Consider the following 12,042-nt stretch of genomic DNA (forward strand, 5'->3'; position numbering starts at 1 on the left):
ACAGCCTCGCCGAGGCCAAAGTGCTGATCGAAGCGTGGCGGCGACATTACAACACCGTGCGCCCGCACAGCAGCCTGGGCTATCGACCACCGGCACCGGAAACGGCTTCACCGCCATATCCGGCCTCTGGTTCCGCTTCGCTCCACCTCCGCCCGGATATGGCGATGGTGAGCATAATCCACTAACAAACCAACCGGCCCACTCCGCGGGGGCAGATCAGACTTGAAGCTGGGAACACGACGGCGATAGGGATCGCCGCCTGCGGTACGGGATACGGAATCCGCATTAGCCAGATTTTCCGCAATTATGCGCATCCTGAGCGACTGCGCACGCAGTCCCGATGCGGACACCTGCAGCGATGTCTTAAGGTCCATTTTGTCGTCTCCACCGGCCAAAGCGACCTGTCCTCATAGTTATAGGCAAAAATTGCCTAGTCCGGCGTCGAAGGGGAAAGTTTTTCCTATAATTAACGAAAGGGAGAACATCTGCGATGTCGGTACTTGATAGCATTTTCGTCGACATGTCGGTCGTGCTCGGCTCAGCCCGCGTGCCGATCCGGCAAATCCTCAAGATGGGGCGTGGCGCCATGGTGGCGCTCGATTGTGGGGCCGACGATCCCACGCTTGTCTATGTAAACGGTGAACTGGTGGCCAAGGGCAAGATCCTCGTAGAGGGCGACCAGATGTCACTGGAGATCAGTGAAGTCGTGCAGAGAACGGCCAACTGATGGACATGCTGTCACTGTTGCGTACACTCGGCGGACTGGGAACTGTACTCGGCCTCTTGGCTGGTGCCTTGTGGGTCGTCCGCCGATACGATCTTCGCTTGCCTGGACGCGCGGTTAGCATCCGCGACCGGAGGCTGGAACTGGTTGAAACACTGTCGATCGATGCGCGCCGTGTGGTGGCGCTTGTACGGCGCGACGGCCGCGAACATCTCCTGCTGATCGCACCCGAAGGGCATCTGGTGCTGGAAACCGGGCTGATGCGCGATGACGTCGATCAAGCGTCAGAGGATGCGCGCCGGGCCGAACGGGAAGCGAAGGCCGCCGCACGTGCAAGCGTCCGTTCTGCCGAAGTTCCGCAATGGCCAGTCGAAGGCTTCGCTGCACTGGTCGATCGCGAGCGCCTCTTCGCTGGACGAGCGCTGGTAAAGCTACAGGCGCTGCGTCGGAATGCTGCGTGTACTATGGCACAGCTCCGGCAATCATGGCGGTCCGCGTCCGCAGGGCAACCTGCACGCTTCCGCCAGTGGCTAGCTGCAGCAGATGATCGCATTCCCAAGGCGGCAATCTCGATATGGACTTCAGAAAGCCTGGGTGCATGGGGTGATCGGGCGCGCATCTTCGCTGATCAAGCACGGCAAAAGCTGCAGATCCTGCATCGGAATTCTAAGCTTAGGCTGGGTGAACTGGCAGAATCATGGCGGTTGGCATCTGCGCGGCAACCCGCCGGATTCAGCCAGCTATTGGCTGCAGCACGTCAGCCTATCCCCCCGGCAGCAAAGTTGACATTGCCTCCTGAAAGCTTCGTGGCGCGGGTCGATGATGCCCCCGCTTGCGCTGCCATAGGCCGGCGTGCGTCGAAAGCGCCGAGTGATCGTGCCACGGTTGCTTCGGTGGAAACGCCTCTTGCGCGACCCATGGCCCCCACGGTCGCAGATGAATCCAAGCATGTCGGCAAACCATCGACCGTCGGTCGACGCTCAGCCCGAAATCCGACGCGTACCAACCGAATGATCGCGCCGGAGACGAACCTTGCGTAAGCGCCACCTTATCCTGTTCGCGCTTGCTATGGTCGTCCCGACTACGGCGTTTGCCCAGTCCGCGTCGATCACGCTGGGTGAAGGATCGGTATCCAGTCGTGCCATCATGCTGGTGATGATGCTGACGGTGCTCAGCCTTGCCCCCGGTATCCTGATGACCGTTACCTCGTTCACGCGCATCGTCGTTGCACTGTCGCTTTTACGCACGGGGATCGGCGCACCAGGCGTGCCGCCAAATCCGGTGATCATCAGTCTGGCGCTGTTCCTGTCATTCTTCGTAATGGGGCCGACATTCCAGCAAGCGTGGGAGCAGGGCGTCAATCCTTACAGCGCGGGCAAGCTGACGGAGCAGCAGGCCTTTGTAAAAACGTCCGAGCCATTTCGCCAGTTCATGCTTAAGCACGTACGGACGGACGATCTGCGACTGTTTTCGGAGTTGTCTGGCAAGCCACCGGTCGCCCGTGCCGCAATGCCTCTGACCACGCTCATGCCTGCGTTTATGATCTCAGAACTGCGCCGTGCGTTCGAAATCGGCTTCCTGCTGCTGCTACCATTCCTGATAATCGATTTGGCGGTGTCGGCGGTATTGATGGCGATGGGCATGATGATGCTACCGCCGCCAACCATCGCCTTGCCCATGAAAATCATCTTCTTCGTGCTGGTGGACGGCTGGGCGCTGGTTGCGGGGTCTCTTATCAGAAGCTTCGGTGGATCAGGGTGACGGTGGCTTCTGATAAGCACTGAACCGTTCCTCGCCTGCCAGCCATGTTGCTAGCTCCGAGAACCCCAATTTATCGCAGAATGTGAGTCCGGCCGAGGTGCCGGACACCCGTCGTACCGTCGCCTTGATGGAGCCGAGGCCGGGCACGATAATCTGGAGCATGTCATCGATTTCGACATGTACGGCGGACCGTAACTGGGCACCGCCCTGAGAGATGTTTTCGAGCGTCCCGGAGCCAATATGACCCTGGCGCCGCAGCGCTACCGGGCATTGCGCAGACAGGCGCGGTCCACGAGGGATGCGCGCCAGAGGAATTCCTGCGGATGCATTCGGGGCGGCCAGAAGTTGCTCAATTTCGATAGGCTCATTGAATTGAAGCCCGGCTTCCTCCTTGCCAACCCACTTTACCGTCGGCTCTATCGTCATGCCGTTCTTGAACTCGATACGGATCTGCTGAGCGACCCGCAGGGGGGCCAGCGTTACGATGCACATGCCGCCTTCGGAAATATTGCGCACCCGGCAAAGATCGTCGCGATCGCCGGCCAGGACTCGGGCGACTAGCATAACGGTCTTCAGCCGGGTCTTGCGCGGCTTCAGCCTTTGGTCTGTCGGAACATGCAGCAATCGAACGGCGTTCATGGTAGCATCTCCTCTTGATGCGGGGGTTGAATATGTGGGGGGTTCCGCGGCCATCCCTTATGCTGGCGTCGCTTGAACGATGACAGCGCGGCGCACGACTTTCGGCCCGAAGGCTTCGATCGATGATTCCATCACCAGCTTGCGGAACTGTTCCAGGTCAGGGAGCATGCCGCCCGGTCCGCTCGCCATCGGCGCGCGATATGTCCGCATGTTTATTGCGTTCAACAAAAGCGGTAAACGCAGCGTCACGAATTCCGCATCCACCTGCGTAGTCTCCAGTTGGACTTCGAAGGAAACGTAGCCGGATAAGGTGCCGTCGGCGAACACCAGCGGCGCGAGAATCTTGCCGGTGGGCGTAAAGCTGATATCGTCCGGTTCACGCTTTGCGGCCGGCTTGTCCGCACCACTGGCGGGCGTTGGCAACAGGAGATGCACGCCATAGGCGGTGCCCCCGCCGACGCTGAGCCCTGCAACCAACAGGATGGCTCCTAGCAGGATGGGTTTCACCGCACGGTTCCGATCTAGAACTTGAAGCTGACGTCGCTGGGAAGCGTGGGTGCCTCTCCAAGTGCGACGACTGTAATTCGGCGGTTCTCCGGCCGCGTGGGCTGCCCGGGATAAACAGGCTGCGTTCCCGCCAGCGCTACGACTTCGGAAAAGCGATCGGCCGACAGGCCTGCTGCGATCATCGCTGAGCGCGCGGCGAGCGCACGGTCGCCAGACAGTCGCCAGTTGGCGTCGCTCTGCCCGCCGACTGAGTCAGTATGGCCTTCTATGGCAATCTGCGCACCCGATTTGGATAATTTGCGGGCAATCTCACCAAGCATATTGCGCGCAAACGGGTTCAGCGTCGCGGTCCCGGCGACGAACATGGAACGGCTTGCCGTATCCATCAAACTGATCCGGACGCCATCGCGATCGGCCTCTACCTTCAGGCTGTCCTTGGCATCTTGGACTGCGGGCACCGATTCCAGCGAAACGCGCATTTCCTGCGCGACGACGCGCATCGATGCATCGGGGATGTTCGCGGTGCCGCCGCGGGCGCTGCCATTTTTGGCTGACTCCGCCGAGGGCTGCCCGGTTGATGTTTTGCTGTCGGCCTGCGCGCGCCGCGTCCGCCCACCCAGACCGGGCTGATCGCCGGGGCTGGCCGTCAGTGTCGTGGAGATCGTGGAGTTCGCCGTTGCCGGCGAGAAATACTCCGCCAAGCCTTTCAGCCGTTCCTTGTCGGGATTGGCCAGTAGCCAAAGCAACATGAAGAACGCCATCATAGCCGTTACGAAATCGGCATAAGCCACCTTCCAGGCGCCACCATGATGGCCGGCATGGCCACCCTTCTTGACCTTGCGGATGATGATCGGTCGAACCTGGTTTTTTGGGGCGATGGCCATCGCGATCAGGCCGCTGCGGACAGGGCGGACCGCAACTTGTCTTGCACCATGCTCAGCCTCACTTGATCGATTGCATCATGGGATTTCGCACCTTCCGCCATGCGATCGAGCAGGTCGGCGCTTTCGCTGGCGCGCTGGACTAGGAGGTCGAAGACCTGGAATTGTTCGATATACGCCATGACAAAGGCTTCGTCGGACAAAAGAGTGTGTGCCAACTCCTCAATAATGGTGCGAAGATCGCGAATTTCTTCGGCGATTGCACCGTATAGCGAAGCTGCGTGAGGATCGACATGTGCCATTATTGGGGTAGCCTAACGGGAAATGAGCTGATGCAACGGAGTGATGGAGGGGATCAGAAAAGGTCGAGATCGCCGCCGCCTGTGGGTAGAACCACGGGCGCCCTCACGATCTTGGGAGGCTCGGTGAGTAAACGCGATCTTGCCTTCCCTTCGTAGGGTACAAATTCCACCCGGCGCGCTTGCGTACCTCCCAGATCGCAATGCCCGATGGGGATGCTTTCGGTTTCCATGAAGCGCCGCGCGAAGGCCGCGTTGCCACTGCCTATCGATCCAAGCCCGGCGATGATGTTTGCGCCGCCGTAGAGCTGGGCACGCAGCCGAGACCGGTTTGCCCCCTTGCGCATAAGCTCGTTTATCAACAGTTCCATTGCGTGGACTCCGTATCTTTGCATGCCCTGGCGGTCGACTTGATGGTCCTTTCCCGGCTCGCCGAGGAGAAAATGGTTCATACCCCCGATCCGGGCCTGGGGATCTTGCAGGCAGACCGAAACGCATGAACCCAGCAGGGTCGAGATCACGACCTCGGGCTCGCCGGAGACGTGATTTTCGCCTTGAATGATGGAAACCCGGCGCACGGCGTTAAGAAAGCTCGCCGAAGACGCGCTCAATCTTCTCTTTGAGCACGGCCGAGGAAAACGGCTTCACGACATAGTTGTTGACCCCCAGTGCTGCGGCCTTCTGTACGATCTCGCGATCGGCAGATCCGGTCAGCATGATGAAAACAGTCTTGCCGATCACCGGATCCTTTCGCACTTCCTCAAGAAATTGCAGTCCGTCCATGTCGGGCATGTTGTAATCGGAAATTATGAGGTGGACGCGGTCAGACCGGATTGCGCCGAGTGCGTCCACCGGACCTGCCTTGTCGCGGATGTCCTTGAACCCGAGATCCTGAAGGGTCCGGCGGATCATCGCGCGCATGCTGGTCTGGTCGTCGACCACCATTACCTTTATCGTAGATGCGGCTGGCATCAATCGCTCCCAAATATCATTTGCGGCACGCGCGGAGGATGGCCTCTGGCAGTGCAGACAAAGGAATTTCCCGGTCTATGGCACCAAGCACGAAAGCCGCGCGCGGCATCCCATAGACGACACAAGTTTCCTGGTTCTGTCCCAGCGTGCGCGCACCTGCCGCATGCATTGCAAGCAGGCCATCTGCGCCATCGCATCCCATACCGGTAAGGATCACGCCGACCGCTGAAGAGCCCAGCGGCGCCACGGAATGGAACAGAATATCGACAGAGGGGCGATGCCCTCCATATGCGGCACTCGCCCGAAGCTTGATACGACCGTTGACGCCGCCAGCAAGTTCCATGTGCGTGTTCCCTCCAGGAGCAATATAGACGGTTCCACACTGGATCGGCGTTCCATCGCGCGCCTCGACGACATTGAGCGCGCATTCTTTGTCGAGGCGGGCCGCGAAGCCTCCGGTAAACGCGGCTGGCATGTGCTGCACTACGAGTATCGGCGGTGAGTTGGCCGGCAGGGTCTTCAGAATATGGAACAGCGCCTCAACGCCTCCAGTGGAGGCGCCAATCGCGATGACCACGTCTCGCAGTGAGTTCGGCAGCAGCTTGTCGATCGGCTTGCTATGCTCTGGCGAGCGATTCACCTTCGATCGCGCTGCCGCCTTGACCGTCGCACACAGTTTTTCCGAACTATGGGCAATGTCGAGCGGGTTGCCGGTTGGCTTGGCGATGCAGTCGACCGCGCCGAGCCGCAAGGCTTCGATCGTGGCTTCTGCCCCGCGCGCCGTCAGTGTCGAGCACATGACGACCGGCATGGGTCGCAATCGCATGATCTTTTCGAGAAATGACAAGCCATCCATGCCGGGCATTTCAATGTCGAGTGTCACAACATCGGGGTTCAGATCCTTTATCATTGCTCGCGCGGCATCAGGTTCCGGAGCAAGGCCAACGACCTCGATTTCCGGATCGGCAGACAGAATGCGTCGCAACACGGCGCGCATCGATGCGCTGTCATCGACTATCAGCACGCGGACAGGGGGCGCACTCATCCTCCGCTACCGCCGCTTTTTACATAGATCGTCTGGCCGCAACCCACCATCTGACTGGTTGCCCCGCCGATTAGTCGCTCGGAATGGCCGATGTAGAGATATCCGCCTGGTGCCAGCAAATCGACGAACCGCGCTTCCAGCTCTGCCTTGGCCGCATCGTCGAAATAAATCATGACATTGCGACAGAAGATCACGTCATACTGGCACCGCATCGGCCATTTTTCGAACAAGTTGAGTACGCGCGCAGTCACAAGTGCGCGTGCCTCGTCAGCCATGACGAAATTGGCGCCATTCGGTCGCAGCCAGCTGGTGCGATAGGCCGCAGGCACAGGCTCAATGGTTTCCGCCGAATAGATGCCACGCCGCGTACTTTCGACGACATGCGGAGCAAGGTCGGTCGCCAGCAGACGGACGTCACCATCCCGCAACCACCCAGCCGAACTGCGATCCTGTCCTAGAAGGCACATCGCGATGGTGTAGACTTCCTCGCCGCTGGAACAGCCAGCAGACCAGATCCGTACCGGCTGACGTCGGGCACGGTCTTTCAGCCAAGGCAAAGTGGTCTTGCGCAGATGCTCGAAATGATGGTTCTCACGAAAGAAATGCGTGTGGTTCGTCGTCAGAGCCACCACCATTGCTGCGCGCTCGACAGCATTGCTTTCCACCAGCGTCATATAATCGCGAAAGCTGGCCAGCCCGTGATCGCGCAAACGGCGACTGAGGCGCGACTGGACCAGCGTAGTCTTGGCATCGCTGAGGTGAATTCGGGCGTCGCTCTGCATAATTTTGGCAATCGTCGCGAACTCGGCGCGGCCGAGTATCGGCGAACCGGAACCACCCGGATCGCTGGAACTGCGCGCCGTAAGCTGCTCGTCGATCATGCTGCCATCTCGAGGTGGCGCATAAGGCCAAGCGATTCGAGATCGAGCAGCAGGACCATGATGGACGTTTCTGCTGCAGCGCCTTCCTGTGTGCGGGGTGCAACCTGCACCAGGCCGGCGATAACGCTTTGTTCGCAGGTTTCGACTTCGGGCGCGGGTTGGATCTGGTCTTCGTTGATCAAGATGATGTCGGCGACCTCATCGACCAGGAAACCGGCCTGCTTGCCGCCGATGGTGGCGACCAGGATGCACGAACGGGCATGGAGCACACTCGGCGTCCATCCTAACCGCTCGGCCAGTCCGATGACCGGGACGACGGTGCCGCGCAAATTCGTGACGCCCTTGATATAGGCAGGCACGCTTGGCAGCGGCGTAGGGGGTTCCCACTCGCGAATTTCGATCAACGCCTTCATGTCTATTCCAAACATCTGGTCGCCCAGCGAGAAGGTTACGATCTTGCGTTCACCGGGAGTGTTAAGCGTGCTCATGCTGCCAATCCTTTCAGAGGTGCGTTTGAAGTTATCGGACCGGCCGATGCGACCAGTGCGTCTATGTCGAGGATCAGGGCGATCGAACCGTCGCCCAGGATGGTTGCGCCGCCCAATCCGCGGATGGGGTAGAGATTCTGGTCGAGGCTCTTGATCACGACCTCGCGGCGGTCGTCGATTGTATCGACCATCAATCCGACATTGCCGACGCTCTCGCTTTCGACGATGATTATCAGCGATTCCTCGGGTGAACGACGAGCTTCCTCGTTGAGTCCGAACATATCGGTCAGCCGCTTTACCGGCAGATAATTCCCTCGAAGCTCGATCACTTCGCTGGTGGGCGTCATTGGGCGAACCTGTCCCGGCTCCGGTCGCACTGTCTCGATGACATTGGTCAAAGGCAGCACAAACCGCTGGCCAGATAGCCGCACGATCATCCCATCGAGGATGGCGAGCGTAAGCGGCAGGATCATCGTGAACGTCGTGCCAACCCCTGGAGTGGAGGTGATGTCCACGCGTCCGCCCAGCGCTTCAACGTTGGAGCGCACGACATCCATGCCGACGCCACGACCTGAGATGCTGGAGATCGTGTCCGCCGTCGAAAAGCCGGGCGCACAGATCAGTTGGTCGATTTCTTCATCCGATAGCACTGCATCGGCCGCAATGATGCCCTTCTCTATGGCCTTGGCGCGGACGCGAACTCGGTCGATGCCCTTGCCGTCATCGCTTACCCGCACGAAAATCCGCGCACCCTTTTGTTCGGCCGACAGCTTGATCAAACCTTCGGCGGGCTTGCCGGCGGCAAGCCGGTCAGCCGGGTCTTCGATGCCGTGGTCGACGGCGTTGCGGATCATATGGGTCAGCGGATCGCCAATCTTCTCGATCACGCCCTTGTCGACTTCGGTGGTTTCTCCGCTAACCTCCAGAATCACTTGCTTGCCGGTCTCCCCGGCAAGATCGCGCAGCATGCGCGGAACGCGGGAAAAGGCCTGCCGGATCGGCTGCGCACGCAGCGACATCACATTGTCCTGAATCTCGCGCGTCAGACGGGCCAGTTCGGGAAGCTCCACGCGCTCCTGATCCACCGGCGGCAGGCGGTCGGACAGGATCGAATTGCGGATCACCAGTTCGCCGACGAGATTGAGGAGCATGTCGAGCTTCATCAGATCGACACGGATCGTTTGCTGGACGACTTCTACCTGACGGGCATCGGCCGTGCTCGTGACACGCGGTGGGGGCGGCGGCTCGTTTGCCGTCTCAACCAATGCCAGGACCGGCGTCGGCGGTGCCGTTTTGGGTTCTGCCGGTGAAGGGTCGATCGGTGCTGGCATAGCAGGCGCCATCGATGCAGCGGCCCGGGTGATTTCGACCACTGAATCCGGCGCAACGAAGTCGAAGCATTCGCTGATAGTGCTTTCTTCGACAGTTGCCGGGACCGAGAGCGTCCAGGTCAGATAGCTTTCTTCCGGGTCGAGATCGCGCAGCGGCGGCAACGCCGAGATATCGACCTCGGTCATCACGCCGCCGAGACGCTCGACCTCGCGAACGGCCAGCAGCGGTTCAGCACCATTAGCCATAGCAGCGCGCGACGGGTCGAAACGGACCGTCCAGGGCTGCGGATCGCCGGACCCCAGATCGTCCATCGAAACGCCGACGGGTTCGAAACCGAATGGATCAAGTTCCTCGACCCCTGCGATGACCGGCGTAAAGCCGAACTGATCCGCTTCTGCCGGAGCAGGCTCGATATCGACAGGCGTGGTCTCAACCGGTGTAGAGGGTGCGGGCGATGCGATGGCCATCGTTCCGGCACCCTTGGTGGCCAGAACCTCCTCAAGTGCGGCAAGTGCTGCAGCATCGGAAGGCGGGCCTGCGACGCCCTGCGCCGCGGCAACATGATCGGCCAGCACATCGAATGCGGTAAGCATCACTTTGGTTACTTCGGGCGTTGCGGCGATCTTGCCGCCGCGCACCTCGTCCAGCACGTTTTCAAAACAGTGCGAGAATGCCAGTAGCGCCGCATGACCGAATGCGCCTGATCCGCCCTTGATCGAATGGACCGCGCGAAAAACGCCTGCAATGACTTCTTTCGAAACATCGCCCGCCGCCATCGCCGACAGACCCTGTTCGGCGACCGCAAGGCCTTCGGTGCATTCTTCGAAAAAGATGGCCTGGATTTCGTCGAGTTCGTCGCTCACGGGCATACACGGCGAATTGCCGCCCCCAGTTTTTCGCTGTCGAACGGCTTGGTGATCCATCCCGTGGCACCTGCCGATCGCGCGCGAAGCTTCTTGTCGTCGGAAAACTCGGTCGACAGCACGAGAATGGGGGTTCCGCGGAACTGGGGCACGGCACGGACTGCTTCGATCAGCTCGAAACCATCCATCTTCGGCATGTTGATGTCGGTGATGAGCAGATCCGGAACCACATCATGCATGCGTTCCAGACCGTGTTCGCCGTCATCGGCGCTTTCGACCCGAAAGCCTTGTGCGGTCAGCGAAGCCTTTAGCAGCATACGCATGCTGGCGGAGTCGTCGACGGCGAGGATGAGCTTGCTCAAAGTGAATCGTCCTTTCCTGTCTCGAAGCCGATCGCATCTGCCAGTTGGCAGGCGTCGACACGCTCACGGAACGCAGCGCTTGCGCCCGTGTAGTGGAGGTCATGATCGCGTTCGGTTGCCTCACGCTTTGCAGCGATCAGTAGCTGGAGCGCGGCCTGGCCGATGCTGACTACTTCCGATGCGTCGATCGCGGTCGTCCCGGAATGATCTGCCGCCATAATAAGCTGGTTTCGCAGATCCTCCGCAGCGACGGTGGAGACATGGCCGTGCAGCCGGATGGTACCGAAGTCCGTCACGGCATTGGGTTCCGACACCGATGGATCCGATGTTGGGTCAGGCTGGGAGAGCGTTAAGGTCATTTTTCGCCTCATCGAGTGTGGTCTCGAGTTGTTGGAAGGTGGGAGCAAAGCTCGACGGAACCATCCGCCGGGCGATTTCGATAGCGACCTGCGTCGCCAGACCATGTGCGTGGCCCAGGATCGCGGTCTTGGCGATCATGTAAGGTTTGCTGTCGTCCTCGATGATCCCCAGCAGCTTCGACGAGAGCGGCCCGACGGCACAGTAGGCCAGCAATACGCCCAGGAAGGTGCCGACCAACGCGCCGCCGATCATCGCACCGAGCACTTCGACCGGTTGGTCGATCGAACCCATCGTCTTGATAATGCCGAGCACCGCAGCGATGATCCCGATCGCCGGCAAGCCGTCCGCCATGGTCTGCAATGCCGTCTGCGGCATCAATTCCTCAGCGTGATGCTTGTCCAGGTCGTTTTCCATCGCCTCGGCGAGTTGATGCGGATCCTCGAAGTTGATCGTCATCATCCGCAAGTAATCGCAGATGAACTCGATGAGATGATGGTCGGCGAGCAGGCGCGGATAGGGCATGAACAGCTTGCTCTCCTTAGGATTGTCGAGATGGGGCTCAATGCCGGTCGCGCCGCCCTTTTTGAACGTACTCAGCAGGCCGAACATCAGCGTGAGCAGATCGCGATAATCGCTGTCCTTCCAGCGCGAACCCTTGAAAGCCCGCAGCATACCCTTGCCGGCATTTTTAACCGTAGCGAGTGAATTGCCGACGATGAACGACCCGACGGCAGCGCCGACGATTGCCATCATCTCGTGCGGCAAGGCATGGAGGATGACTTCCATCTTGCCCCCCGCCAAGAGGAAGCTGCCAAATACGCATCCAAGTATAAGAAGAAAGCCAACGCCGTTTAACATGATGAATTCTAATTCTCCGTAATGGAAAGGCGTTGTTTGATTATAGGACGGCTAGACCTCGGAGTGTGCC

Annotated in this window: 17 protein-coding genes and 1 pseudogene; 4 read left to right on the top strand and 14 right to left on the bottom strand. The window is 59.9% G+C overall.

What is annotated here, in order from left to right:
• A partial coding sequence (locus LQ220_RS19265) for a transposase (protein ID WP_230188207.1) occupies positions 1–185 on the top strand: 185 nt, incomplete at its 5' end.
• A gap of 27 nt (positions 186–212) precedes the next feature.
• Here LQ220_RS19265 and LQ220_RS19270 read toward each other — a convergent pair.
• Positions 213–374, bottom strand: a pseudogene (locus LQ220_RS19270) (flagellar basal body protein); the annotation flags it as partial.
• A 116-nt stretch (positions 375–490) separates the two neighbouring features.
• Here LQ220_RS19270 and LQ220_RS19275 point away from each other — a divergent pair.
• Genes LQ220_RS19275 through fliP form a run of 3 tightly spaced genes read left to right on the top strand, consistent with a single transcriptional unit; the run spans position 491 to position 2,485 of the window.
• Positions 491–727: a FliM/FliN family flagellar motor switch protein gene (locus LQ220_RS19275; protein WP_230189770.1), complete on the top strand. Its 237-nt coding sequence runs from the start codon at positions 491–493 to the stop codon at positions 725–727.
• The gene (locus LQ220_RS19280) at positions 727–1,764 is read left to right on the top strand and encodes a flagellar biosynthetic protein FliO (RefSeq protein ID WP_230189771.1); all 1,038 of its coding nucleotides are present in this window, start codon (positions 727–729) and stop codon (positions 1,762–1,764) included. Before LQ220_RS19275 ends, LQ220_RS19280 begins: the two co-directional genes overlap by 1 nt.
• Entirely contained in the window at positions 1,757–2,485 is a 729-nt protein-coding gene (fliP, locus tag LQ220_RS19285) for a flagellar type III secretion system pore protein FliP (RefSeq protein WP_230189772.1), read from the top strand. Before LQ220_RS19280 ends, fliP begins: the two co-directional genes overlap by 8 nt.
• On the opposite strand, the gene LQ220_RS19290 is transcribed toward fliP, so the two are convergent.
• From LQ220_RS19290 to motA, 13 genes are read right to left on the bottom strand one after another with little or no spacing between them, the layout of a single operon-like run.
• On the bottom strand, positions 2,477–3,124 hold the full coding sequence (locus LQ220_RS19290; protein WP_230189773.1) for a PilZ domain-containing protein: 648 nt from the start codon (positions 3,122–3,124) through the stop codon (positions 2,477–2,479). The two genes, fliP and LQ220_RS19290, sit on opposite strands and share 9 nt — an antisense overlap.
• 57 nt (positions 3,125–3,181) lie before the next feature.
• The gene (locus LQ220_RS19295) at positions 3,182–3,631 is read right to left on the bottom strand and encodes a hypothetical protein (protein ID WP_230189774.1); all 450 of its coding nucleotides are present in this window, start codon (positions 3,629–3,631) and stop codon (positions 3,182–3,184) included.
• A 14-nt stretch (positions 3,632–3,645) separates the two neighbouring features.
• On the bottom strand, positions 3,646–4,515 hold the full coding sequence (locus LQ220_RS19300; RefSeq protein WP_230189775.1) for a flagellar motor protein MotB: 870 nt from the start codon (positions 4,513–4,515) through the stop codon (positions 3,646–3,648).
• A gap of 5 nt (positions 4,516–4,520) precedes the next feature.
• On the bottom strand, positions 4,521–4,814 hold the full coding sequence (locus tag LQ220_RS19305; RefSeq protein ID WP_230189776.1) for a hypothetical protein: 294 nt from the start codon (positions 4,812–4,814) through the stop codon (positions 4,521–4,523).
• Positions 4,815–4,867: 53 nt separating this feature from the next.
• Entirely contained in the window at positions 4,868–5,389 is a 522-nt protein-coding gene (locus LQ220_RS19310) for a chemotaxis protein CheD (RefSeq protein WP_230189851.1), read from the bottom strand.
• A 4-nt stretch (positions 5,390–5,393) separates the two neighbouring features.
• The gene (locus tag LQ220_RS19315) at positions 5,394–5,783 is read right to left on the bottom strand and encodes a response regulator (protein WP_230189777.1); all 390 of its coding nucleotides are present in this window, start codon (positions 5,781–5,783) and stop codon (positions 5,394–5,396) included.
• A gap of 16 nt (positions 5,784–5,799) precedes the next feature.
• Complete coding sequence (locus LQ220_RS19320) at positions 5,800–6,828, bottom strand: chemotaxis response regulator protein-glutamate methylesterase (protein ID WP_230189778.1); 1,029 nt, start codon at positions 6,826–6,828, stop codon at positions 5,800–5,802.
• Complete coding sequence (locus tag LQ220_RS19325; protein WP_230189779.1) at positions 6,825–7,709, bottom strand: CheR family methyltransferase; 885 nt, start codon at positions 7,707–7,709, stop codon at positions 6,825–6,827. Before LQ220_RS19325 ends, LQ220_RS19320 begins: the two co-directional genes overlap by 4 nt.
• The gene (locus LQ220_RS19330; RefSeq protein ID WP_230189780.1) at positions 7,706–8,197 is read right to left on the bottom strand and encodes a chemotaxis protein CheW; all 492 of its coding nucleotides are present in this window, start codon (positions 8,195–8,197) and stop codon (positions 7,706–7,708) included. Before LQ220_RS19330 ends, LQ220_RS19325 begins: the two co-directional genes overlap by 4 nt.
• The gene (locus LQ220_RS19335; protein ID WP_230189781.1) at positions 8,194–10,398 is read right to left on the bottom strand and encodes a chemotaxis protein CheA; all 2,205 of its coding nucleotides are present in this window, start codon (positions 10,396–10,398) and stop codon (positions 8,194–8,196) included. Before LQ220_RS19335 ends, LQ220_RS19330 begins: the two co-directional genes overlap by 4 nt.
• A complete protein-coding gene (locus LQ220_RS19340; protein WP_230189782.1) occupies positions 10,389–10,754 on the bottom strand; it encodes a response regulator in 366 nt (121 codons plus the stop codon). Before LQ220_RS19340 ends, LQ220_RS19335 begins: the two co-directional genes overlap by 10 nt.
• Positions 10,751–11,113 (bottom strand): STAS domain-containing protein, encoded by a 363-nt coding sequence (locus LQ220_RS19345; protein ID WP_230189783.1) that lies wholly within the window; start codon positions 11,111–11,113, stop codon positions 10,751–10,753. The genes LQ220_RS19340 and LQ220_RS19345 overlap by 4 nt, the downstream gene beginning before the upstream one ends.
• On the bottom strand, positions 11,088–11,972 hold the full coding sequence (gene motA / locus LQ220_RS19350) for a flagellar motor stator protein MotA (protein ID WP_230189784.1): 885 nt from the start codon (positions 11,970–11,972) through the stop codon (positions 11,088–11,090). Before motA ends, LQ220_RS19345 begins: the two co-directional genes overlap by 26 nt.
• Between the last annotated feature and the right edge of the window lie 70 nt (positions 11,973–12,042).

The sequence above is a fragment of the Sphingobium sp. CECT 9361 genome (assembly GCF_918741285.1).
Classification (GTDB): Bacteria; Pseudomonadota; Alphaproteobacteria; order Sphingomonadales; family Sphingomonadaceae; genus Sphingobium.